We start from the raw sequence: 23,628 nt of genomic DNA, 5'->3' as shown, positions 1-23,628 counted from the left end.
GTAAAATTCGATATTAAGTTGTGTATTTTGCAGGGTAAATAGATTTTAAGATAAGGGGAAAGTTGTACAGGTGTATAAACGTGCATAGATTTTGAAAGTCATACAATATATTATAAAGAATTGAATTATTGAGCTTTTAATTATTGTAAGCCAGCCGGTAAAAAGTATGAACTCAGCTAAAAAGTTAAGACTTCTCTAAGCTGGAAATTTTTCTTAAGAAAACTTGCTTCGTGTCACGCACCGGGCAAAAGACATTGCCATGTTTGTCTGTAGAAGCCGGTACAGGTTGGACAGCCTGTCTCGCTGTTGTCCAGGCGCTCAGACAAGAATTTATTTCTGCATTAGTGGTGTGTCGCGTCGTTTCAGGCGAGATTTACGACTTTGAGGTGAATGAGCATATAAAAATAAGGCACACGGGTGAGATATTAAATATGTTTCGGCAGACATACTCTTTTCCGTAACGCGGCGTTAACAAAACGAATCGCGTTAACGGGTAAAGACATACCTATTTTATAGCCAGGTCCAGGGTGACAGCATGAAAAACAAAATGTTGTTTATGATGTTTACATTACTGGGTGCGCCTGGGTTTGTAATCGCAGGTGATTCAGATTTAGCCAGTTCTGAATATAATTTTGCGATAAATGAATTAAGTAAAGCTTCATACAATCAGGCAGCCATTATTGGTCAACAGGGCTCAGGTAATAATGCTGATGTACGCCAGGGCGGTTCTAAATTGCTGTCCATTATTTCCCAAGAGGGCGGGAATAACCGCGCGCATGTTGATCAGTCAGGGACGTATAACCTTGCTTATATCGATCAGACCGGTAACGGCAACGATGCGAGTATTAAGCAGGGCGCTTTTGGCAACACCGCCATGATTATCCAGAAAGGCTCGGGTAACAGGGCGAATATAACGCAGTATGGTACGCAGAAAACAGCAGTTGTAGTACAGAGACAGTCGCAAATGGCTATTCGCGTTATTCAACGCTAGCGATGTGTGACGCCTTAATCAATCCGATGGGGGTTTACCATGAAACTTTTCAAAGTGGCAGTTATTGCAGCAATCGTAGTTTCTGGCAGTGCTTTCGCAGGTGCGGTACCACAATTTGGCGGCGGCCACGGTGGTGGCTGGGGTGGCGGCAATAACGGCCCTGACTCAACCCTGAGCATTTACCAGTACGGCGGCGGTAACTCCGCGCTTGCTTTGCAGACGGACGCCCGAGATTCTGAATTGACCATTACCCAGCACGGTGGCGGTAACGGCGCAGATGTTGGTCAGGGCTCTGATGACAGTTCTATCGATCTGCTGCAAAAAGGCTTTGGTAACAGCGCCACCATCGACCAGTGGAATAGCAAAGACTCTGTTATCAACGTGAAACAGTTCGGCGGCGGCAACGGCGCGGCGGTAGACCAGACAGCGTCCGGCTCAACGGTGACTGTGCACCAGGTTGGCTTTGGCAACAACGCGACCGCACATCAGTACTGATTCAATTCTGTACCAAAAAACAGGGCATGTGCCCTGTTTTTTTTCGGGAGGATCTCATGAGCACCTTCATTCTCCTTGCTGCGCTTGCCAGCCAGATAACGTTCAGCACCTCACAGCAGGCAAATATGACAACCATTATTCCTCAGGTCACGCTGGCAGACGCCTGCGAATGTCAGGTTGAGGTGTTATCTGTCCGACAGGGGCAAGCGGGACAAAGTACATCGCGGCAGAAAAATACTCTTTTTATACCCGCTAATCAGCCGATTGATTTAACGCGAATCAGTTTAAATATTCGTTCAGGGGATGCGGTAAAAATAATCGTCACCGTTTCCGATGGAAAATCGCTTCATTTATCACAGCAGTGGAACGCACCGGTAAGTACGCTTTAATAATTCATGAAATCAATGATTTAATAAAGTGGCGGCGCTGCACAGGTAAGCTATGCTGATATCAAGAACCCAGTCATCGGGTTGCTTAAATTGATACGTCATAACGGAGCGTTTTTACCCCTCAAGGACGAATTTCATTGAGGAGTACAAATAATGTTCAAATCCGCAGCGTGTATTATTTCTGGTCTGGGACTGATCCTGTCCTCTTTTTTATCTCCGGCTTATTCAGCAACTATAGAAAATGGTGGGGTGATTCATTTTCGTGGCGCGGTGGTCGCTGACCCGTGCGAAGTCACGCCCCGGCATCAGCAGTTTGCGATCTCCTGTCCGGAAAATAACCGTATGAAAACGCATACCATCAGTTATGACGAGGCGCTCCGGGGCCATCATCCTCATTCAGCTCTGGCCGCTGTCAGCATGAAATACCTGAATGAACAGAAAACGCTTGCGGTCGTTCAGGTCGATTACCGATAACCGACGTTTTTTTCACGGCAGTTTTTCTCCTTCTCCCTCTGCGATACACTGATGAAAAAGGCGGGTTGCAGAGGGTGTTTATGAGACCGCAAATCGACGTTATTCATGGCGATATCACGACGGTACACGTTGACGTGATCGTCAACGCAGCCAATTCCTCCCTGATGGGTGGGGGCGGGGTGGACGGTGCCATTCACCGGGCCGCAGGCCCTCAACTCCTTGAAGCATGCAAAACCGTGCGTCAGCAGCAGGGAGAGTGCCCGCCGGGGCATGCTGTTATTACGCTTGCAGGCGATCTCCCGGCCAAAGCGGTGATCCATACCGTTGGACCCGTCTGGCACGGTGGCGACCGCCATGAGGCTGAGATTCTGGAGCAGGCGTATCGGAACTGCCTGCGGCTTGCGGCGGATAACGGGTATAAGACCATGGCGTTCCCCGCCATTAGCACCGGCGTGTACGGTTATCCAAAGGAAGCGGCAGCTACAATCGCCGTGAATACCGTTTATCACTACCTTTCCCTCAAACCCATGCCGGAAAAAGTCATTTTTGTCTGTTTCGATGAGCACACCGCCGACCTGTATCAGCGGATTTTGACCGCGCGCAGCCAGGCATTTTGATGTCTGAAGTGCAAAAACGGCGCCCTGGAGGCGCCGTTTTGTTATCCCGCTTTAACCTGAGGTTTGCCTGAGAACAGGAAACGCAAAAGCGGGATCCGCAGATGGATTTCATACAACACGATGGCAATGCCAACCACAAAGACCAGGCCGGTGAAGAAGCCCAGCGCATTCGAGGCGATATGCGGCGTTATGTACGCCCCGAAAAACAGCGTCAGCGGATGGTGAACCAGGTAGATAAACAGCGAAGCATTAACGAAATAGGTGACGCGACTGGATTTAAAATTCAGCAGACGATGGCCAAGGGCGAACACCACGTTAACCATCCACAGGCCCATCAGCATCGTTATCACGCTCTCTGTCTCATACATCCACGCGTCCCCGCTGCCATAGCGCTGATTGAGAAGATAGGCGGCAAAGGCCAGCGCAGCACCCACCGCACACCAGGGGGAGGGGGTGGTAAACAGCGCTTTAAGCCGAGGATGAATAAATGCCAGCGCCCCAATCAGGAAGAAGGGAATGTAAAACAGGGTCTGCATCACCACGAAATTAAACAGCCCATCGCTCAGAATGGGAGGGTAGACAATGAGCAGGGTACGCCTGACGGCGGCATACGCGACCCCCAGCGCAAGAAACAGCAGAGACAGCTTGCCCAGGGTGATGTTGGCGAAGAAGGTCGAGGATGCGGTGCTCGCACGCTGGCGCAGCTGGCTGAAGATCAACAAACTCACCGTGGTTAGCACCACCAGTACCAGCAGGAACCAGAGGTGGGAAATCAGCTCCCAGACCAGGGTGTTGTATTTCTCATAGAAGGAGAGATTCGGCCAGTTTTCCGCCTTGCCTTTAACATGCTGCAACATGATGAACTGCGGCAGCGTCAGCAGCGGAATGGCCGTCAACATCGGTATGCCCACGCGCTCCACGCGCACTTTCCACCATCGTTTGAGGGGATAGCGCAAGAAGAGCATGTAAGAGAAATAACCGGAAATGACAAAAAACACCTGCATGCGGAAGGCATGGATAAAATCATTAAACAGCGTCAGCCACCAGGAGGGCATCTGGCTGTTCACGTGCCAGGTGTGGCTGGAATAGATCAGTGAAATATGAAAAGGGATCCCCAATAGCATGAGCCATGCGCGGATCGAGTCGAGGAAATATTCACGTTGTACAGGGGTTGTGCTCATATAACTTTGCGCATTCTCAGACTTTTCGCCTTATCCCTAAGGCTCATAATGGTTACATTCGGAGCCAACCCTACACCAAGACCGACACCCTGTCTCCAGGATAAGCACGCAAAGTGAAAAGCGGGTTCTTTCATTTGCTTAATCCATGAGCCAGCGAGCTGAACAAAGCAGTGATAATGTTGTCGGATTGCCTGAGTTTCCATTAAAATGGATCGGATCGATATAAGCACACAAAGGGGGAAGTGCTTACTTATTATGAAACATAAACCACAAATGATGAAAATGCGTTGGTTGGGTGTAGCAGTGCTGTTGTCACTGTATACCTCATCTGCACTGGCCTTTAACATCGATGATGTCGCAAAACAGGCTAAATCGATGGCGGGCAAGAGCTACGAAGCGCCAAAAAGTAACCTGCCCTCCGTTTTCCGCGACATGAAATACGCGGACTATCAGCAGATCCAGTTCAATCACGATAAAGCGTACTGGAACAATATTAAAACCCCGTTCAAGCTTGAATTTTACCACCAGGGTATGTACTTCGACACGCCGGTTGCCATCAACGAAGTGACGGCGACCGCGGTACGCAAAATCAAGTACAGCCCGGATTATTTCAATTTTGGCGATGTGCAACACGATAAAGACACGGTAAAAGACCTCGGCTTCGCAGGCTTCAAGGTGCTTTATCCGATTAACAGCAAAGATAAAAACGACGAAATCGTCAGCATGCTTGGCGCCAGCTACTTCCGCGTGATTGGCGCGGGGCAGGTGTACGGGCTTTCTGCGCGCGGTCTGGCAATTGATACCGCGCTGCCATCAGGTGAAGAATTTCCACGTTTTCGCGAGTTCTGGATCGAACGTCCAAAACCAACCGACAAACGTCTGACAATTTATGCGCTGCTGGACTCCCCTCGTGCGACAGGCGCTTATCGCTTCGTGATCATGCCAGGGCGTGACACGGTGGTTGACGTACAGTCTAAAGTTTACCTGCGCGATAAAGTGGGCAAACTGGGCGTCGCGCCGCTGACCAGCATGTTCCTGTTCGGGCCGAACCAGCCCTCTCCGGCGACCAATTTCCGTCCTGAACTGCATGATTCCAATGGCCTCTCCATTCATGCGGGTAATGGCGAGTGGATCTGGCGTCCGCTGAACAACCCGAAACACCTCGCCGTCAGCAGCTTTGCGATGGAAAACCCGCAGGGCTTTGGTCTGCTGCAACGTGGCCGTCAGTTCTCCCGCTTTGAAGATCTGGATGACCGCTACGATCTGCGTCCAAGCGCCTGGGTTACGCCGAAAGGCGACTGGGGTAAAGGCAAGGTTGAGCTGGTTGAAATTCCAACTAACGATGAAACCAACGATAACATTGTGGCGTACTGGACACCGGATCAGCTGCCTGAAGCCGGTAAAGAGATGAACTTCAAGTATGCGATCACCTTCAGCCGTGACGAAGACAAACTGCACGCACCGGATAACGCGTATGTGATGCAGACGCGCCGTTCGACGGGTGACGTGAAGCAGTCCAACCTGATTCGTCAGCCGGATGGCACGCTGGCATTTATCGTGGACTTCACCGGGCAGGATATGAAAAAACTGGCCCCGGATACTGCCGTGACGGCACAGGCCAGCATTGGCGATAACGGTGAAATCGTTGAGAACGCCGTGCGTTACAACCCGGTCACCAAAGGGTGGCGTTTGACCCTGCGCGTGAAGGTGAAAGATCCGAAACAGACCACTGAAATGCGCGCCGCGCTGGTCAGTAACGATAAGCCGCTGAGTGAAACCTGGAGCTATCAGCTACCTGCCAATGAATAATACATCTGAATATATTGATGCCATGCCGCTGACGGACATTGAAAAAGCGGCACTCCCTGCGAGCGACATCCGCGCGGTTCATACCGCGCTGGATGGTGAACATCGTCACTTTTCCCGTGATGATGATACGCCGCTGGGGTCAGTGAAGGCACGTCTGGAGCAGGCATGGCCGGACTCGCTGGCAGAAGGGCAGCTAATCAAGGATGACGAAGGGCGTGACCAGCTACAGGCGATGCCGAAGGCCACGCGTTCCTCCATGTTCCCCGATCCGTGGCGCACCAACCCGGTGGGCCGCTTCTGGGATCGCCTGCGTGGGCGTGACGTGACGCCGCGCTATCTGTCACGTCTGACCAAAGAACAGCAGGCATCCGAGCAGAAATGGCGTACCGTGGGAACGATTCGTCGTTACATTCTGCTGCTGCTGACGCTGGCGCAGACGGTTGTCGCCACCTGGTACATGAAAACCATTCTGCCGTACCAGGGCTGGGCGTTGATTAACCCTGCTGACATGATTGGCCAGGATATCTGGGTCTCCTTCATGCAGCTGCTGCCGTATATTTTACAGAGCGGCATTCTTCTGCTGTTCGCGGTGCTGTTCTGTTGGGTCTCCGCCGGGTTCTGGACGGCGCTGATGGGCTTCCTGCAACTGCTGATGGGGCGTGACAAATACAGCATTTCCGCGTCGACGGTCGGGGATGAGCCCCTCAATCCTGAGCACCGTACCGCGCTGATCATGCCTATCTGTAACGAAGACGTTGACCGCGTATTCGCCGGGCTGCGTGCTACCTGGGAGTCCGTGAAGGCGACCGGTAACGCGGCGCATTTCGACGTCTATATCCTGAGCGACAGCTACAATCCGGATATCTGCGTGGCGGAGCAAAAAGCCTGGATGGAGCTGATTGCCGAGGTGCAGGGCGAAGGGCAGATCTTCTACCGTCGTCGTCGTCGTCGTGTTAAGCGTAAGAGCGGAAACATCGATGACTTCTGTCGTCGCTGGGGTAACCAGTACAGCTACATGGTGGTACTGGATGCAGACTCCGTGATGAGCGGCGACTGCCTGAGCGGGCTGGTCCGTCTGATGGAAGCCAACCCGAACGCGGGAATTATTCAGTCCTCGCCAAAAGCGTCCGGTATGGACACGCTGTATGCGCGCTGCCAGCAGTTTGCGACCCGCGTCTACGGGCCGCTGTTTACTGCCGGTCTGCACTTCTGGCAACTGGGTGAATCCCACTACTGGGGCCACAACGCCATTATCCGCGTGAAGCCATTCATCGAGCACTGCGCCCTGGCGCCGCTGCCGGGTGAAGGGTCGTTTGCCGGGTCCATTCTGTCGCATGACTTTGTGGAAGCCGCGCTGATGCGTCGCGCAGGGTGGGGCGTCTGGATAGCCTACGATCTGCCTGGCTCGTATGAAGAGCTGCCGCCGAACCTGCTGGATGAGCTCAAACGCGACCGCCGCTGGTGTCACGGTAACCTGATGAACTTCCGCCTGTTCCTGGTGAAAGGGATGCACCCTGTTCACCGTGCGGTGTTCCTGACGGGCGTTATGTCCTATCTGTCTGCGCCGCTGTGGTTTATGTTCCTGGCGCTCTCAACCGCGTTGCAGGTTGTGCATGCCCTGACGGAGCCGCAGTACTTCCTGCAACCGCGCCAGCTGTTCCCGGTGTGGCCGCAGTGGCGTCCGGAGCTGGCGATCGCGCTGTTCGCGTCGACCATGGTGCTGCTGTTCCTGCCTAAGCTGCTCAGTATCATTCTGATCTGGTGCAAAGGTTCGAAGGAGTACGGTGGTTTCTGCCGCGTGACCCTTTCACTGCTGCTGGAAGTGCTGTTCTCGGTCCTGCTGGCGCCGGTGCGTATGCTGTTCCATACGGTGTTTGTGGTGAGCGCGTTTCTGGGATGGGAAGTGGTGTGGAATTCACCGCAGCGTGACGATGACTCTACGCCGTGGAGTGAAGCCTTTATGCGCCACGGCTCTCAGCTGCTGCTGGGCCTGGTGTGGGCCGTTGGTATGGCCTGGCTGGATCTGCGTTTCCTGTTCTGGCTGGCGCCAATCGTCTTCTCGCTGATCCTGTCGCCGTTTGTGTCGGTGATCTCCAGCCGTTCCACGGTGGGCCTGCGTACCAAACGCTGGAAGCTGTTCCTGATCCCGGAAGAGTATTCTCCGCCGCAGGTGCTGGTGGATACCGATACCTATCTGGAGCAGAACCGCAAACGCACGCTGGATGATGGCTTTATGCATGCCGTGTTTAACCCGTCATTCAACGCGCTGGCAACCGCGATGGCGACAGCGCGTCACCGCGCCAGCCAGGTGCTGGAGATCGCCCGCGATCGCCACGTTGAGCAGGCGCTGAACGAGACGCCAGAAAAGCTTAACCGCGACCGTCGTCTGGTGTTGTTGAGCGATCCGGTGACGATGGCACGGCTTCACTACCGCGTGTGGTCCTCTCCGGAGAGATACTCTTCGTGGGTGAACTACTACAAGGACGTGAAGCTCAATCCGCTGGCCCTGAAGGCGAAGTAAGTTGTTAAGTAGGGCGGGTAAGCGAAGCGCCACCCGCCAAATAAAATACCGGCTTAATCGCCGGTATTTTTTTAGAGGTCAGAAATGAAAGTAATCATTGTCGTCATGATGGCATGCCTGCTCAGCGGTTGCGGCAGCATTATCAGCCGCACCATCCCCGGGCAGGGCCACGGGAATCAGTACTACCCCGGCGTACAGTGGGATGTCCGTGATTCCGCATGGCGCTATCTCACCGTGCTCGATCTGCCGTTTTCGCTGATTTTCGACACGCTACTGCTGCCCATCGATGCCAGCCACGGCCCCTACGAGTAGCGGTGACTTATCGCTCGTCCCATTCGTCCGCTGCGGCCTGACCCTCTTCGGTATCCAGCGGCGGTTCGAGCTGAAACTCACCTTCGTCCCATTCGTGCAGCGTATTTTCTTCCAGCCACTCCTGACGTAACTCAATTTCGTCATAGTCGCCGTCGAATACCGCCTGCGCACCTTCACCACTCAGTATCGGCAGACATTCACCATCTTCACCTTCATCAGCAAAGAATTCGGCCTGCCACATAATATCACCGTCCTGTAGGACGTATTTTTGGATATTGAGTTGTTGCACGTCAGCATCTTCTTCCTCAACGCCGGGATTATCGGCGAGGAACTCTTCGCGAGCGGCATCAATTGCTTCTTCCAGCGTGGCGTACATGGTCATTGGTGTCTCCCTGTTTTTCGTGAAGGTATTCAGGGAAAGAATAGCTGATTATGTGATTTTGCAAGTATGAATGCGAAAATTAGCCGTCACGATGTTGTCTTATTCGCGCCGGGCGTAGCGCCCGGGATAAGCTGAGCCACGAATAAACGGCGTTGAACAGCACGACGCCTGCCGTCACGATAAAGACCGCCCGGAAACCGAAGCTGGCCGAAATCCCCGCGCCAACCAGCGGTCCGGTGACGTTACCCAGATCGCGAAACGACTGGTTATAACTGAAAATACGACCGGCTATCTGGTTGGTGGAGTTATAGACCAGCAGCGTCTGTACAGCCGGGAGTAGCGCACCATCCGCAGCCCCCAGCAGGAAGCGCAGGACGCCGAGCTGCCACGGAGACTGCACCAACGCCATGGGGATCAGCAGCAGGACGGAGACGATCAGGGCGCAGATCAGGATCTTTTCCGGGCCGATACGGTCTCCCAGCTTGCCGAGCCTCGGCGCGCTCAGTAGCGCCGCCACGCCGGGAACAGAGGCGATTAGGCCGCTGATAAAGGCGATATTGCTGACGTTTCCCGCCAGGTCGCGTACGTAGAGCGTCAGTATAGGCGCGATTGAACCGGTGGCCACCTGGATAATCATGGTGGTTACAAACAGGCTCAGCACCAGCTTTGGGTTTTTCAGCGAGGCCAGCACATCCCGGGCGTGCAGCATCTCTTTTTTGGCCACGGGCGTGAAATTCTCGCGGATACAGATAAGCGTCACCAGGAAGCAGAGGAACAGCACGCTGGCGGTAATGAAGAATACCGGCCGCAGTCCGTAGTGGTCGGCCAGCAGCCCGCCCGCCAGTGGGCCCAGCAGTGCGCCGCTTACGCCGCCAGTGGATAGAGTGCCCAACGCCCAGCCGCTTTTCTGGCGCGGGATTTGGGTGGCGATCAGGGCGTTGGCGTTAGGGATAAATCCCCCGAGCAGGCCCAGAAGCGCGCGTAGTATCAGGAACTGCCAGACATTCTGCGCCACCCCCATCAGCAGCATAATGATCGCCATGCCGAGCGCGGAGCGCAGCAGCATAATTTTGCGGCCTTTGCGATCCGCCAGCCCACCCCAGAAAGGCGACGCAATGGCGGAGAACAGGAACGTAATGCTGAACACCAGGCCGGACCACATATTCAGGGCGCTATGTCCGGTGACGCCGAGCTGTTCAACGTAGAGGGGCAGGAAGGGCATCACCAGGCTAAAGGCGGCGCCAGTAAGAAAACAACCCAGCCACGCAACCGTCAGGTTACGTTTCCAGTTTATGGGAGCATCTGTGGGGGACATAACTATCCGCATAATGAGGTGCAGGGCACCGTGAACAGTGAGGTAATAAGCCTGCTAATTATGCGCCCGGGGTATGATTGCCGCAATGACGGGGAGCTTTTAAAGCTAAAACAACATGCGGCCCGGAAGGCCGCACGCAGGTTAATACCGGGAAGGAACGCCCTGAGGCCGGGTTTTAAAGCGGCGATGCAGCCACATGTACTGCTCCGGGGCGAGCATAATGCATTTCTCGACAACGCCGTTCATCCAGCGCGCGGTGGTTTCTGCATCAATCAGCGGTGGCGCGAGTTCCGGCTCCAGCATGATGAGCTGATAGCCTGAACCGTCTGGTTTACGGCGCGGTACAAACGGCACGATAGCCGCTTTGGACATCCGCGCCAGCATCCAGGTCCCGGTGGTCGTCGCGGCATCTTCCACCGCAAAGAACGGGACAAACACGCTGGATTGCGGGCCATAGTCATGATCCGGGGCATACCAGACCACTTCACCTGATTTCAGGGCGCGGATCATCCCTTTCAGGTCTTTGCGATCGATCATGCTTTTATTGGATCGCATGCGTCCGTTGGTCTGGATCAAATCGATCACCGGATTATCGTTAGGACGATAAACGCCTATACCCGGCGCCTGCATGCCGAACATGCGCGCGCCAATTTCGAGCGTCAGGAAATGAACGCCAATCAGCAGGACGCCAGTCTGGTTGGCCTGAAGAGTATGCACCGGCTCCATGCCGGTCCCGGCCACTTCCGTCCAGCGCGCCATGCGTTTATCCGACCAGAACCAGGCCATACCGGTCTCCATCAGCCCCATGCCGACAGATTCGAAGTTTTTAACCACCATGTCGTGGCGCTCAGATTCACTCATCTGAGGAAAACAAAGCTCAAGGTTACGATACGCGATCCTGGCGCGACGCTTCATAAACTGCTGAGCAATGCGGCCCAGTCCTTTACCCATGCGGAAAATGACGGGATAAGGCAACTGTACAATTAGCCACAACAAGCCAATGCCTGACCATGTTAACCAATAGCGGGGATGCAAAAGCGCGGCAGTAAATTTCGGTAACTGGGTCATGTCTGTCCTGTGTTCTAACGTCCTGAAAGGATATTGTCTCATTTTTTAAGGCATAGCCAAAATGTCTGTCATCGAAACATGAAAGAATATGCAAATGTTAAGTCTGATTAATCAGGTTGACTGAAATGTAGCGTAAATTGTGTGGATGTAAATTGTCTTTGTTTGCTATATCATGCCGACCGATTTTTAATTCTCAACGATTGCAGGACTTGTACACCATGCCAGTGTTACACAACCGCGTTTCGAATGAGATGTTGAAAGCGCGTATGTTGGCCGAAACCGAACCGCGCACAACGATCTCTTTCTATAAGTATTTCACCATTGATGATCCCCAGGCGACCCGCGATGCGCTTTACCAGGCTTTTACCGCCCTGAACGTGTTTGGTCGCGTCTATCTGGCGCGTGAGGGGATTAACGCGCAGATCAGCGTGCCGGAAAGCAAGGTCAGCGCCTTCCGCGACCTCCTTTACGGGTTTGATCCGGCGCTTAACGGCTTACGCCTGAACATTGCGCTGGATGATGACGGTAAATCATTCTGGGTGCTGCGCATGAAGGTGCGCGAGCGTATTGTGGCGGATGGCATTGACGATCCGAGCTTCAATGCCGCTAATGTGGGGGAGTACCTGAAGGCCGCTGAAGTGAACGCGATGCTCGACGATCCGGATGCGGTGTTCATTGATATGCGTAACCACTATGAATATGAAGTGGGGCACTTCGAGAATGCGATGGAAATTCCTGCCGACACCTTCCGCGAGCAACTGCCAAAAGCCGTTGAGATGATGCAGGAGCATAAAGACAAAAAGATCGTTATGTACTGCACCGGGGGGATCCGCTGTGAAAAAGCCAGCGCCTGGATGAAGCACAACGGGTTTAATAAAGTCTGGCACATTGAGGGTGGGATCATTGAGTATGCCCGTCGCGCCCGTGAGCAGGGTTTACCGGTGCGTTTTATCGGTAAGAACTTTGTGTTTGACGAGCGTATGGGCGAGCGAATTTCAGAGGACGTTATCGCGCACTGCCACCAGTGCGGTACGCCGTGCGATACGCATACCAACTGCAAAAACGACGGGTGTCATCTGCTGTTTATTCAGTGCCCTGCATGTGCCGAGAAGTTTAATGGCTGCTGTAGCGAGCTGTGCAGTGAAGAGAGTATCTTGCCTGAAGAAGAGCAACGTCGTCGCCGTGCCGGACGCGAGAACGGGAATAAGATCTTTAATAAATCCCGGGGCCGACTGAATACCAAACTGGGTATTCCGGACCCGGAGTAAAACACTGCCCGGCGGCGCGAAAGCCTGCCGGGCCTGTTTTATGACTTCTGCTGAACGCCTTCCACCGAAATAATCAACTCAACATCCTGCGATGCCGGGCCTAAATCCGTGGTGATATTAAAATCTTTTAGATGAATTTTGCCTGCGGCTTCAAATCCAGCACGTTTGCCACCCCACGGATCGTCGCCCTGTCCAATTAATTTGGCATCCAGTGTGACCGGTTTTGTTACGCCGTTCAGCGTCAGATTACCGGCAATAGCGAGCTTATCACCGTCTTTCTTCACCTCTGTCGACGCGAAAGTAGCTTGCGGGAATTTGCCCACGTTCAGAAATTCAGCGCTGCGCAGATGTTTATCACGCTCGGCGTGATTAGTGTCGACGCTGTTGGTATTAATGGTGACGTTCACTTTATCGGCAGCAGGGTTTTTCTCGTCGAAAGTAAATGTGCCATCGAAATCATTGAATGTGCCATATAACCAGCTGTAACCCAGATGCTGAATACGGAAATTGACAAAGGCATGCTGGCCCTCCTTATCAATTTTATAGTCAGCGGCAATGGCCGAACCGGTGGTAAATAGCAGCGAACCTAATGCGATACCCAACAGGCGTTTTTTCATTTTATGCTCCAGAGTCAACTGACGAACGGCCAAGCATGCGCTTCAGCGTATCGTCTTTATCAATAAAGTGGTGTTTCAGGGCCGCAAGGCCATGCAGGACAGACAGGATCACCACGCTCCATGCCAGCCACAGATGAACCACACCTGCGGTGTCAGCCTGTGAACCGGCGTCAGCCAGCGTGGCTGGGACGTCAAAAAGCCCAAACACGCTGATCGGTTTACCGTCTGCGGTGGAAATGAGATAGCCGCTGATCAGAATGGCGAACAGCAGGGCATAGAGTGCGATATGTGCGCCAACAGCGCTTATGCGGGTAAGTCGGCCATGGCTTTTGGGCGCTGGAGGGGGCGGAGAGATATGTCGCCAGATCACGCGAAAAACCAGACCCATCATCAGCAGAACCCCAATGCTTTTGTGCAATTCGGGGGCCTGATGATACCAACCGTCATAATAGCTTAATGTCACCATCCAGAGGCCAAGACCAAACATGGCATAGACGGCAAGTGCAAAAAGCCAGTGTAAACACATGGATATTATTCCGTAGCGACGGGAGGAGTTACGCCATTGCATATGAATTTCCGTTCTCAAATGACTGAGCAATAAAAATGGACGGGTTAAATAAATAATGCAACTGAAAAAAATGAATAATGTTTTTTATTTAATTTATTTCAGCGAATTTGAATGTGTTTCCGCAATGTATTTCAATCGCTTCGTTCAATAAATTTGAGGTGACGTTTTTTAAAAAATATAAGTTAAATAAATTTAAAGGAGTGTCAATAAACGTCAGCGAGGATTTTCAGAAGAATACAATATAGATAACGTCAATGATCGCCAGCAGCGACCAAAGAACAATGTAGAGCATGAAATGCTCGCGGATGTTATTGATAAGGTAATTCACCAGTCTGCGCATCATGCCCCTCTCGCTAAACAGGCCCCGGTTATTCGGAGCCTGTAGAGGTATTATCGGTTAAAGCGCGAGAGCGCGAAGGGCTTGAGATCAAACGAAGGCGCGATCCCCTGCGCAAACTGGGCGGCGATTTCACCTAACACAGAGGCAAATTTAAACCCGTGACCGCTGAGCCCGGTTACGAGCAGGGTGTTATCGTGTCCCGGCAGGGTGTCGATGATAAAATCTTCATCCGGGGTGTTGTCGTAGGTGCACGCTGCGCCGTAAAGCAACCCGCCTACGCCCGGCAGGATATTACGCAGGAACGTGAAGGCTTCGGAACCATCCTGCGGATAAGCGCCGTACGGCTTGCGTTCTTCCGCAGAGGAAATTACCTGCCCGCCGTTATGTTTGCCAATCTTGAGCGCGTCTTTTTCCGAGGGAAAACCGTAGAACTGGTCGCCATTGGGTAACTCGCCTGTAAACGCCGGGAATTTGTTCTGACTGCTGTAACGCCCGTCAGACTGGAACCAGGAGAAGACTTTTCGCACCGGCTGGATGGGCAGGTCCGGCAGCAGTTTCGTCACCCACGTTCCCGCACTCACCAGCAGACGCGTGGCGGTATATTCACCTTCAGAGGTGGTGACGGTTGAACCCTCTGCATGGTGGGTGATGCCCGTGACCGGACAGTTGAACAACTGTGCGCAGCCCGCTTTGGCGGCGAGATCAATCCAGGTCTTAATGGCCGTTTCGCTGTGCAGTACCCCGGAATTGGCTTCAAACAATCCAATGTAGTCTTCAGGAACAGAAATTTCCGGCCAGCGCGCCATGATGCCGTTTGCATCCAGACGCTCGACGTCCAGGCGGTAGGCTTTCGCGCTCTCCTCGACGGTCGCCAGAAACGTGGAGCTGGCTGGCCCCAGGTTAACGACCCCGGTGCGCTCAAAAATGCGATCTTCGGTGAGGGCGGCCAGCTCATCCCACAGCGTCTGAGCCCGAAGCACCAGCGGTACATAACGTTCACCTTCACCATAAGCGTGACGGATCAGACGGGTATCGCCGTGATGGCTTCCTTCAGAGTGGGGGGGAAGGTGGGCGTCAATCATCAGCACTTTCAGACCCGCCTGCGTGGCGTAATAACCGGCGGCAGATCCTACGGAGCCGCTTCCGATAATGATTAAATCGTATTTCATAGGCTTCTCTTTACTAACGCTTTGTTAGCAGAGTAATTAACTAAGCGGGCTTATACAAGAGCGAAATAAATAAGGCACCGCGAGGGTGCCTGTTGAGTGAAAAGGGGTATAAGGTCAATGCCGTTTATACTCATTTTCCTGATAGTCGCCAGATTCTATTTTTGCGATGCCTGCTTCTAAAATAGAGATAAACTGACGGGCGACGTCTGTTGTAAGCCACAGCGTCTGTCCAACTTCCGCTTCATCACGGTTTTGCTGATTTGGGGTCTGGTAGTGCAAACGCAGCATCAGCGCATCGTAGCTGTCTACGGTGCTGATATCCCAGCCAACAAGCGGATGGGTCTGGATGACTTCACTATTCTTTTCCATTATAACCCCCTTAATGCGTGTTAGAAGACAACGACTTTGAGGTTCAATGCATGTTTTTCTGAAAGCAATTTCAGTATATCAATTAATAAGGGTTCAGAAGGAAAAAATAAACGGGTAGCAACACATTTTTATGCTTTTTAGGATTGTTCGAACAATAAAACGCCATCTTGTTCACGATTTTCTAAGAAGATGCTGAAATATTTTGAACTTTCAGGAGACGAAACGAAAAAAAGCCGGGGCGACCCGGCAAAAAAACACAATGAGGGAGCAAATTTTAATCAGTGATGAACCAGTCGTCGGCGCTTTCCCATGTTTCCTGCAAAATTTCGCTGATGCGTTCTTTGTCTTCTTTCGCGCCGCCGATGACGGAAAGATGGTTTGCTGTCGCATAACGTACCGTTACGGCGCCATCGTTTTCAGGAAAAGTGCTGTTAATACGTCGGGATAGTTCACCCGCCAGAGCGTCGAGTGCGCCAGCAGGCAGGACGGTGGATTTGGCTATGGTGACTTCGATACGCATAAATGCCCCCTGTGCAATATACTGTTTATTTATACAGTTATATTGTCGGTTTGACAACAGGGGGGCGCGATTTTTTTAGCGTTTTACCGTCCAGTTTACGGTTTCACCGGCCAGGAAGGGGATCAGCGTATCGTCGGTGAGCGCAATCGACGCTTCAACCTGGCTTTCTTTGCGCTCCAGCTCAATGAACGTGTCATTAACCGGCAGACCGTAGAAACGCGGGCCGTTAAGGGAGCAGAAGGCTTCGAAATGGTCTAACGCATTCATCTCTTCAAACACGGTTGCGTAACTTGCCAGGGCGGTCGGGGCGTTAAAACAGCCTGCACAGCCGCAGCTCGCCTCTTTACGGTGACGGGCATGCGGGGCGGAATCCGTGCCGAGGAACGCGCGCGGGAAGCCGCTGGCGACCAGCTCACGTAGCGCCTGCTGGTGGATGTTGCGCTTGAGGATCGGCAGACAATACAGATGTGGGCGAACGCCGCCCACCAGCATGTGGTTACGGTTAAACATCAGGTGCTGAGGGGTGATGGTGGCAGCGATCAGCTCGTTACCGTCGCGGACGTACTCTGCGGCATCTTTAGTCGTAATGTGTTCAAACACCACTTTCAGCCCTGGAAGACGCTGGCGCAGCGGCTCCATGACCGTTTCGATAAAACGTGCTTCGCGATCGAAAATATCAATGTCAGCGTGGGTCACTTCCCCGTGCACCAGCAGCGGCATGCCCAGTTTTTGCATACGCTCCAGAACGGGCATGATGGCGTCAATGCTGGTCACCCCATGGCTGGAGTTGGTGGTGGCATTCGCCGGGTAGAGCTTCGCGGCGGTGAACACACCTTCGTTAAACCCGCGCTCAACTTCATTCGGATCCAGCGAGTCCGTCAGGTAGCAGGTCATCAATGGGGTAAAATCGTGTCCGGCCGGAACGGCGTCAAGGATACGCTGGCGATAGGCAATCGCGGCCTCGACGGTAGTGACTGGCGGAACCAGGTTAGGCATAACAATCGCACGGCCATAAATTTCGCTGGTATACGGCACGACGGTTTTCAGCATGTCGCCATCACGAAGATGGATATGCCAGTCGTCTGGGCGGCGGATTTTGAGAACCTGGGATTGTACAGTCATGGAAGCTCCGGCTTGAAAGAGATCAGTCATAAGAGGGCTGTTTTTGCCGGACACAAATCATAAGCGGAAACGTTTTCGTTTGCACACTATTCCGTTAAAAAAAACGGGCGCCTGAGCGCCCGGAGTGTTTAGTCGGTGAAAGGGATGATGATTTCACCCGGTTTCACCTCTATCCCTTTGGCATATTTTTTCGCCAGAGATTCGCCTTTGCTCTTGTCTTCGCTCAGAACATAGGCAGGCTGTTGGTTAAAGTAGTTCTGCAACGACTGGTTGAGATACGGCATCAGCGTTTGCAGCACCGGTTTCATTTTATCCGGCGTCACAACCGCATCGACGATTTCCATCTCTTGCAGGAATATTGCCCCTTTCTCTTTATTAAAGACCGGCAGCGCCTTGAGCTTCAGCTTGATATCCGCTTTCTGATTGCCGAAGAGCGAGGTCATATCGAGGCTGGCATCGCCGGAAAGGGTGACTTTGTTAGGCTCCTCGCGCCCAATCTGGCTGGCGAGATTTGTCAGGACGATATGCGCATCCGCAAGGCCGGGCACGCCGATATCTTTTGAAAAGTTATTATGTTTTTCCAGCGCCTGATTAATTTCCTGCTCACTGACGGTGTACTGCGTAAGCTGGTTACATCCCACCAGCAGACCACTGACAATTAACGCAGCGGCAATAACGATCTTTTTCATGGCGTTCCTCAACATAAAATCGGCGCATCTGTCCTGATACGCCAGTATGTCAGGGTGATCCAACAGAAACCAGCAGAAAAAACTGATAATGAAAGGGGTCAGGCGCCAGGCTCCAGCATCCCGCGGGTGCTGCGTTTATCACTGAACTGCCACCAGAGGGCAATCAGCGTCATAAAGCCGACCATGCCGAGCATGACCCACGGCAGCTCCGGCTGATGGAGCGCTTTTCCGGCATCAAACAGCCAGCCGCCACCGGTGTAACCCAGTGCGCCGCCAAGCGCCAGCCCGAGACGGCTGAAGCCCATGTAGCTGCCGCGGGCCCGGGCGTCGGCAAGTGACGCGCTCAGCGTTTCACGGGCTGGCTCGGCAATGATTGAACCAATATAGAAGGTGCAGATGAGCATAAACAGTTGCTGAAGCGAACTCACCAGGCCGATGGGCATCATGCTCAGCGTCATCAGCAACAGCCCGGCCATCAGACGGTGCTCAAGCCGGAAACGGCGCTCGCTCCAGCGGGCAATCGGATAGAGCAGCGTCAGAGAGAGGCAGGCCTCAATGGCATACATCCATTTCACCGCTGCCGGCGTGCCGGCAATATCGTTAACCATAATGGGCAGCATCAGCATGACCTGCACGGCGAGCATGTAGTAGCCGGTCAGGGTTAACACATAGGTGACGAAGCGTTTATCGCTCAGCACGCGGTCAAGCCCTTCCCGCACAGGCGCCTTCACCGTCGACAGCTTCCACGCGGGCAGAAACAGACCGTTAAACAGCGCGCAGAGAATAAACAACACCGCGCCGGTGGCGCAGACCAGGCGGAAATCGTATTGCAGCAGCCAGCTTCCCAGCAGGGCGCCCACCACCGCGCCAGCGCTGTCCTGCATCATCAAAATGGAGAAGAAGCGCCCCCGGTGTTGCGGACGGATAAGCTTAACCACCAGCGCGGTACGCGGTGGGTCGAAAAGGGTGCCGCCAATCCCGGAAAGGAAACAGGAGAACCACAGCAGCCAGGGTTCATGAGCGATTGCCATGGTGGCGAATCCCGCCGCACGTAACAGCATGCCGGTGACGATCATCGGTTTCGCGCCGAAGCGGTCGGCTATTGCGCCGCCAAACACGCCCAGACCCTGTTGTACAAACTGGCGTAGACCCAGCGCGATCCCGACCATCAATGCCGCCCAGCCCATTTGATCGACAAAACGAATCGATATAAGCGGAAAAACGACAAAAAAGCCGAGCACGACCAGCATGTTATCGACGAGCAGGAAATATTTACCCAGGCTCCTGGCCTGTGATACGCGGGACATTTTCCCTCCAGGGAAAATAAAAGGTGAGCACGCTAACATTCTGCGGTGTCGCCGGGCTTTTTCCCATACCCGCTGGCGACAATATTTTTTTATCAAAAAGGTGCTTTGATAGAGAGTTCTCATCGAAAAATGTGAAAAGCGATCAAAATGGTATGTCACTGTTTTCACAGAAGGCACAGGCGCAGGTATAGTAAAGCTAACAGGCAGAGCAGAAGCGACGGGAAGGAGTGGTAACGATGTTTGGCTATCGCAGTAATGTGCCAAAAGTGCGTCTGACGACGGACAGGCTGGTCGTTCGTCTGGTGCATGAGCGTGATGCCTGGCGTCTGGCGGATTATTACGCCGAGAATCGCCAGTTTTTAAAACCCTGGGAACCCGTTCGGGACGAGAGCCACTGCTACCCCTCTGGCTGGCAGGCGCGCCTCAGTATGATTGCGGAATTTCATAAACAGGGAAGTGCGTTTTATTTCGCGCTTCTCGATCCGGAAGAGAAAGAGATCGTTGGCATTGCCAATTTTTCAAACGTGGTACGCGGGTCGTTTCACGCCTGTTACCTCGGGTATTCCATCGGTCAGAAATGGCAGGGGCAGGGGCTCATGTTTGAGGCGCTGACGGCGGCGATTCGCTACATGCAGCGCACGCAACATATCCATCGCATTATGGCCAACTACATGCCGCACAATAAGCGCAGCGGCGATCTGCTGGCCCGCCTGGGGTTTGAGAAAGAGGGCTATGCCAAAGATTATCTGCTGATTGACGGCGAGTGGCGGGACCATGTGCTCACCGCGCTCACCACGCAGGAGTGGACCGCGGGTCGTTAAGGAGAAAAAATGAAATATCAGTTAAATGGCGCCGAAGCGCGCGTGGTCGGCTGCCTTCTGGAAAAGCAGGTCACCACGCCGGAACAGTATCCTCTGTCCGTGAATGCCGTCACGATGGCCTGCAACCAGAAGACGAACCGTGAGCCGGTGATGAACCTTGGCGAGCACGAGGTGCAGGATACCCTTGACGAGCTGGTGAAGCGCCACTACCTGCGCACCGTCAGCGGCTTCGGTAATCGCGTCACTAAATATGAACAGCGCTTTTGTAATTCCGAATTTGGCGATTTAAAACTCAGCGCCGCAGAAGTGGCAGTGATCACCACGCTGCTGCTGCGCGGAGCGCAGACGCCGGGTGAACTGCGCACACGCGCCTCCCGCATGCATGAGTTTCAGGATATGCAGGACGTTGAACAGACGCTGGAGGGGCTGGCCTCACGCGAGGACGGTCCTTACGTGGTGCGTCTGCCCCGCGAGCCGGGCAAGCGTGAAAGCCGCTACATGCACCTGTTTAGCGGCGACGTTGAGCCCTCTGCGCTGGCCGTAGAATCCGACACGCCAGCATCAAACGACAGCCTGAACGCGCGCGTGGCGGCCCTGGAAGACGAGGTTGCCGGGCTGAAGCAGCGTCTGGATGCGTTACTCGCACATCTGGGAGATTAATCGTGACAACATTACGCATTGGTGTTGTGGGGCTGGGAGGGATCGCGCAAAAAGCCTGGCTGCCCGTTTTAGGCGCCGCGTCCGACTGGACGCTGCAAGGGGCGTGGTCGCCCACCCGCGAGAAAGCAGAGCGCATCTGCAAAACCTGGCGCATCCCTTATGCCGGTTCGCTACAGGATTTAGCCCGTGAATGTGATGCGGTATTTGTGCATACCTCAACCGCGACGCACTACCAGATGGTGAGCGAGTTGCTGAACGCAGGCGTTCACGTCTGCGTGGATAAACCCCTGGCGGAAAATGTACAGGATGCTGAGCGACTGATTGAGCTGGCCGCGCGTAAAAAGCTGACGCTGATGGTCGGCTTCAACCGCCGTTTTGCGCCGCTCTATCAGCAGCTTAAAGCGCAGTCCGGCTCGTTCGCCTCTCTGCGTATGGATAAGCACCGTACCGACAGCGTGGGGCCTAACGACCTGCGCTTCACGCTGCTGGATGATTATCTCCACGTCGTGGATACGGCCCTGTGGCTGAGTAACGGAAAAGCCCAGCTGCAAAGCGGCACGCTGCTGACCAACGAGCAGGGTGAGATGGTTTACGCCGAACATCATTTTGCCGTTGAGCATTTGCAGTTGACGACCAGCATGCATCGTCGGGCGGGCAGCCAGCGCGAGTCCGTGCAGGCCGTTACGGATGGCGCGCTGTATGACGTCACCGATATGCGAGAGTGGCGGGAAGAGAAGGGCAATGGCGTGGTCGCGTTACCGGTTCCCGGCTGGCAAAGCACCCTGGAGCAGCGTGGCTTTGTGGGCTGCGCGCGTCACTTCATCACCTGCGTGCAGAATCAGACGGTTCCTGAAACGTCCGGGGAGCAGGCTATTCTGGCGCAGCGCATTGTGGAACGACTCTGGCGCGAAGCCATGTCGGAATAACGCGTTGTAACATCTGCCGATAGTAATTCGTTGAAATCCGGTTAGACTAAGCGCCGCTTGTTGGCTTTGCCGGGTGGCGCTAACGCTTGCCCGTCCTGGAAATCCGTAGGGTTGTGGAACTTCACGTTAATGAACTTATTAAAATCGCTGGCGGCCGTCAGCTCGATGACCATGTTTTCCCGCGTGCTTGGCTTTGCGCGCGACGCCATTGTGGCAAGGGTCTTTGGCGCCGGGATGGCGACTGACGCCTTTTTCGTCGCCTTTAAGCTGCCGAACCTGCTGCGCCGTATTTTTGCCGAAGGGGCCTTTTCACAGGCATTTGTTCCGATCCTCGCAGAATATAAAAGCAAACAGGGCGAAGATGCCACCCGCGTCTTTGTGGCCTACGTTTCCGGATTACTGACGCTGGCGCTGGCGATCGTGACCGTCCTGGGGATGCTGGCAGCGCCCTGGGTGATCATGGTGACGGCGCCGGGTTTTGCTGACACAGCGGATAAATTTACCCTGACCACCCAACTGCTGCGTATAACCTTCCCCTATATTCTGCTGATTTCGCTGGCGTCGCTGGTGGGTGCCATCCTGAATACCTGGAACCGCTTCTCCGTTCCGGCCTTTGCCCCCACGTTCCTCAACGTCAGCATGATTGGCTTTGCGCTGTTCGCCGCGCCGCATTTTAACCCACCGGTGCTGGCGCTGGCCTGGGCCGTGACCGTCGGCGGCGTGTTACAGCTTGCTTACCAGCTTCCGCACCTGAAAAAAATCGGCATGCTGGTTCTGCCGCGCATTAATTTCAAAGATGCGGGCGCAATGCGCGTTATCAAACAGATGGGACCGGCGATACTCGGCGTGTCCGTTAGCCAGATCTCGCTGATCATCAATACCATCTTCGCCTCTTTCCTGGTGTCGGGCTCGGTGTCCTGGATGTACTACGCCGATCGTCTGATGGAGTTTCCATCCGGGGTGCTGGGCGTGGCGCTGGGGACTATTCTGCTGCCGTCGCTGTCGAAAAGTTTCGCCAGCGGCAACCACGATGAATACTGCCGCCTGATGGACTGGGGCCTGCGTCTCTGTTTTCTGCTGGCGCTGCCAAGCGCGGTGGCGCTGGGGATCCTGGCAAAACCGCTGACGGTTTCATTGTTCCAGTATGGAAAGTTCACCGCCTTTGATGCCGCCATGACCCAGCGTGCGCTCGTAGCCTACTCGGTGGGGCTGATGGGGCTGATTGTCGTGAAGGTGCTTGCGCCCGGTTTCTATTCACGTCAGGACATCAAAACGCCGGTTAAGATTGCCATTGTGACGCTGATCATGACGCAGCTGATGAACCTGGCGTTTATTGGACCGCTGAAACACGCGGGGCTGTCATTGTCGATTGGTCTGGCGGCCTGTCTGAACGCCGGGCTGCTGTACTGGCAGCTGCGCAAGCAGGATATCTTCACACCGCAGCCGGGCTGGGCAAGCTTCCTGCTGCGTCTGGCGATTGCGGTAGTGGTGATGGCGGCCGCGCTGGTTGGCATGTTGTATGTCATGCCTGAGTGGGCGCAGGGCACCATGCCTTACCGCCTGATGCGTCTGATGGCCGTGGTGGTGGTCGGTGTGGTGGCGTACTTTGCCACGCTGGCGGTGCTTGGCTTCAAAGTGAAAGAGTTCACCCGCCGCACGGTATAAACGCCAAAAGGGGAGTTCACCGGAAGGTGCTCC

At 54.1% G+C, this 23,628-nt stretch carries 26 protein-coding genes; 13 read left to right on the top strand and 13 right to left on the bottom strand.

Annotated elements, in window-relative coordinates; genetic code table 11:
* The first annotated feature begins 535 nt into the window (after positions 1-535).
* The 5 genes from csgB to ymdB all read left to right on the top strand — a co-directional run bounded on the left by csgB (position 536) and on the right by ymdB (position 2,966).
* Positions 536-991: a curli minor subunit CsgB gene (csgB, locus tag O1722_RS14655; protein WP_017384753.1), complete on the top strand. Its 456-nt coding sequence runs from the start codon at positions 536-538 to the stop codon at positions 989-991.
* A 39-nt stretch (positions 992-1,030) separates the two neighbouring features.
* Positions 1,031-1,486, top strand: a complete 456-nt coding sequence (gene csgA / locus O1722_RS14650; RefSeq protein WP_003858043.1) for a curli major subunit CsgA — start codon at positions 1,031-1,033, stop codon at positions 1,484-1,486.
* 56 nt (positions 1,487-1,542) lie between these two features.
* On the top strand, positions 1,543-1,875 hold the full coding sequence (csgC, locus tag O1722_RS14645; RefSeq protein WP_017384752.1) for a curli assembly chaperone CsgC: 333 nt from the start codon (positions 1,543-1,545) through the stop codon (positions 1,873-1,875).
* A 153-nt stretch (positions 1,876-2,028) separates the two neighbouring features.
* Complete coding sequence (locus O1722_RS14640) at positions 2,029-2,349, top strand: type 1 fimbrial protein (protein WP_017384751.1); 321 nt, start codon at positions 2,029-2,031, stop codon at positions 2,347-2,349.
* A gap of 80 nt (positions 2,350-2,429) precedes the next feature.
* Positions 2,430-2,966, top strand: a complete 537-nt coding sequence (ymdB, locus tag O1722_RS14635) for an O-acetyl-ADP-ribose deacetylase (RefSeq protein WP_015570849.1) — start codon at positions 2,430-2,432, stop codon at positions 2,964-2,966.
* A 41-nt stretch (positions 2,967-3,007) separates the two neighbouring features.
* On the opposite strand, the gene mdoC is transcribed toward ymdB, so the two are convergent.
* A complete protein-coding gene (mdoC, locus tag O1722_RS14630) occupies positions 3,008-4,147 on the bottom strand; it encodes a glucans biosynthesis protein MdoC (protein ID WP_017384749.1) in 1,140 nt (379 codons plus the stop codon).
* A gap of 255 nt (positions 4,148-4,402) precedes the next feature.
* Between mdoC and mdoG the strand changes: the two genes are divergently transcribed.
* The 3 genes from mdoG (at position 4,403) to O1722_RS14615 (ending at position 8,789) form a co-directional block, all read left to right on the top strand.
* Positions 4,403-5,956 carry a glucans biosynthesis protein MdoG gene (mdoG, locus tag O1722_RS14625; RefSeq protein ID WP_015570847.1) on the top strand — a complete coding sequence of 518 codons (1,554 nt, stop codon included), beginning with the start codon at positions 4,403-4,405 and terminating at the stop codon, positions 5,954-5,956.
* On the top strand, positions 5,949-8,477 hold the full coding sequence (gene mdoH, locus O1722_RS14620; RefSeq protein ID WP_003858032.1) for a glucans biosynthesis glucosyltransferase MdoH: 2,529 nt from the start codon (positions 5,949-5,951) through the stop codon (positions 8,475-8,477). The genes mdoG and mdoH overlap by 8 nt, the downstream gene beginning before the upstream one ends.
* Before the next feature lie 84 nt (positions 8,478-8,561).
* Positions 8,562-8,789: a YceK/YidQ family lipoprotein gene (locus O1722_RS14615; protein WP_003858030.1), complete on the top strand. Its 228-nt coding sequence runs from the start codon at positions 8,562-8,564 to the stop codon at positions 8,787-8,789.
* 7 nt (positions 8,790-8,796) lie between these two features.
* On the opposite strand, the gene O1722_RS14610 is transcribed toward O1722_RS14615, so the two are convergent.
* The 3 genes from O1722_RS14610 to O1722_RS14600 all read right to left on the bottom strand — a co-directional run bounded on the left by O1722_RS14610 (position 8,797) and on the right by O1722_RS14600 (position 11,554).
* Positions 8,797-9,171: a MysB family protein gene (locus O1722_RS14610; protein WP_015570844.1), complete on the bottom strand. Its 375-nt coding sequence runs from the start codon at positions 9,169-9,171 to the stop codon at positions 8,797-8,799.
* A gap of 79 nt (positions 9,172-9,250) precedes the next feature.
* The gene (gene mdtG / locus O1722_RS14605; protein WP_017384746.1) at positions 9,251-10,486 is read right to left on the bottom strand and encodes a multidrug efflux MFS transporter MdtG; all 1,236 of its coding nucleotides are present in this window, start codon (positions 10,484-10,486) and stop codon (positions 9,251-9,253) included.
* A gap of 141 nt (positions 10,487-10,627) precedes the next feature.
* Positions 10,628-11,554 carry a Kdo(2)-lipid IV(A) acyltransferase gene (locus tag O1722_RS14600; RefSeq protein WP_003858019.1) on the bottom strand — a complete coding sequence of 309 codons (927 nt, stop codon included), beginning with the start codon at positions 11,552-11,554 and terminating at the stop codon, positions 10,628-10,630.
* Between the two features lie 218 nt (positions 11,555-11,772).
* On the opposite strand from O1722_RS14600, the gene trhO reads away from it, so the two are divergent.
* A complete protein-coding gene (gene trhO / locus O1722_RS14595; protein WP_015570841.1) occupies positions 11,773-12,822 on the top strand; it encodes an oxygen-dependent tRNA uridine(34) hydroxylase TrhO in 1,050 nt (349 codons plus the stop codon).
* A 38-nt stretch (positions 12,823-12,860) separates the two neighbouring features.
* Here the strand turns inward: trhO and O1722_RS14590 are convergent, their stop codons facing one another.
* The 9 genes from O1722_RS14590 to mdtH form a co-directional block, all read right to left on the bottom strand.
* A complete protein-coding gene (locus O1722_RS14590; protein ID WP_033487248.1) occupies positions 12,861-13,439 on the bottom strand; it encodes a YceI family protein in 579 nt (192 codons plus the stop codon).
* 1 nt (position 13,440) lies between these two features.
* Positions 13,441-14,007, bottom strand: coding sequence for a cytochrome b (locus O1722_RS14585; RefSeq protein WP_017384743.1), 567 nt, complete (start codon positions 14,005-14,007; stop codon positions 13,441-13,443).
* Positions 14,008-14,233: 226 nt separating this feature from the next.
* The gene (locus O1722_RS14580) at positions 14,234-14,347 is read right to left on the bottom strand and encodes a YceO family protein (RefSeq protein WP_003858014.1); all 114 of its coding nucleotides are present in this window, start codon (positions 14,345-14,347) and stop codon (positions 14,234-14,236) included.
* Positions 14,348-14,397: 50 nt separating this feature from the next.
* Positions 14,398-15,516 carry an N-methyl-L-tryptophan oxidase gene (gene solA / locus O1722_RS14575; RefSeq protein ID WP_033487247.1) on the bottom strand — a complete coding sequence of 373 codons (1,119 nt, stop codon included), beginning with the start codon at positions 15,514-15,516 and terminating at the stop codon, positions 14,398-14,400.
* 114 nt (positions 15,517-15,630) lie between these two features.
* Positions 15,631-15,885, bottom strand: a complete 255-nt coding sequence (gene bssS, locus O1722_RS14570; protein WP_015570838.1) for a biofilm formation regulator BssS — start codon at positions 15,883-15,885, stop codon at positions 15,631-15,633.
* A gap of 274 nt (positions 15,886-16,159) precedes the next feature.
* The gene (gene dinI, locus O1722_RS14565) at positions 16,160-16,405 is read right to left on the bottom strand and encodes a DNA damage-inducible protein I (protein WP_003858011.1); all 246 of its coding nucleotides are present in this window, start codon (positions 16,403-16,405) and stop codon (positions 16,160-16,162) included.
* Positions 16,406-16,480: 75 nt separating this feature from the next.
* The gene (gene pyrC, locus O1722_RS14560) at positions 16,481-17,527 is read right to left on the bottom strand and encodes a dihydroorotase (protein WP_017384740.1); all 1,047 of its coding nucleotides are present in this window, start codon (positions 17,525-17,527) and stop codon (positions 16,481-16,483) included.
* A gap of 128 nt (positions 17,528-17,655) precedes the next feature.
* Complete coding sequence (locus O1722_RS14555) at positions 17,656-18,216, bottom strand: lipoprotein (RefSeq protein WP_023305855.1); 561 nt, start codon at positions 18,214-18,216, stop codon at positions 17,656-17,658.
* Positions 18,217-18,314: 98 nt separating this feature from the next.
* Positions 18,315-19,523 (bottom strand): multidrug efflux MFS transporter MdtH, encoded by a 1,209-nt coding sequence (mdtH, locus tag O1722_RS14550; protein WP_003858008.1) that lies wholly within the window; start codon positions 19,521-19,523, stop codon positions 18,315-18,317.
* A 236-nt stretch (positions 19,524-19,759) separates the two neighbouring features.
* Here mdtH and rimJ point away from each other — a divergent pair, with 236 nt between their 5' ends.
* The 4 genes from rimJ to murJ all read left to right on the top strand — a co-directional run bounded on the left by rimJ (position 19,760) and on the right by murJ (position 23,595).
* Positions 19,760-20,344 (top strand): ribosomal protein S5-alanine N-acetyltransferase, encoded by a 585-nt coding sequence (rimJ, locus tag O1722_RS14545; RefSeq protein WP_003858007.1) that lies wholly within the window; start codon positions 19,760-19,762, stop codon positions 20,342-20,344.
* Positions 20,345-20,353: 9 nt separating this feature from the next.
* The gene (locus O1722_RS14540) at positions 20,354-21,004 is read left to right on the top strand and encodes a YceH family protein (protein WP_032670133.1); all 651 of its coding nucleotides are present in this window, start codon (positions 20,354-20,356) and stop codon (positions 21,002-21,004) included.
* Between the two features lie 2 nt (positions 21,005-21,006).
* Positions 21,007-21,930: a Gfo/Idh/MocA family protein gene (locus tag O1722_RS14535; RefSeq protein WP_100151268.1), complete on the top strand. Its 924-nt coding sequence runs from the start codon at positions 21,007-21,009 to the stop codon at positions 21,928-21,930.
* Positions 21,931-22,059: 129 nt separating this feature from the next.
* Complete coding sequence (gene murJ, locus O1722_RS14530) at positions 22,060-23,595, top strand: murein biosynthesis integral membrane protein MurJ (protein ID WP_023303424.1); 1,536 nt, start codon at positions 22,060-22,062, stop codon at positions 23,593-23,595.
* Positions 23,596-23,628: the final 33 nt, after the last annotated feature.

The sequence above is a fragment of the Enterobacter cloacae complex sp. HYC003_NIDB genome (assembly GCF_056673375.1).
The sequence above is the reverse complement of the archived record's forward strand: the minus strand, read 5'-3'. Positions and strand labels throughout refer to the sequence as shown.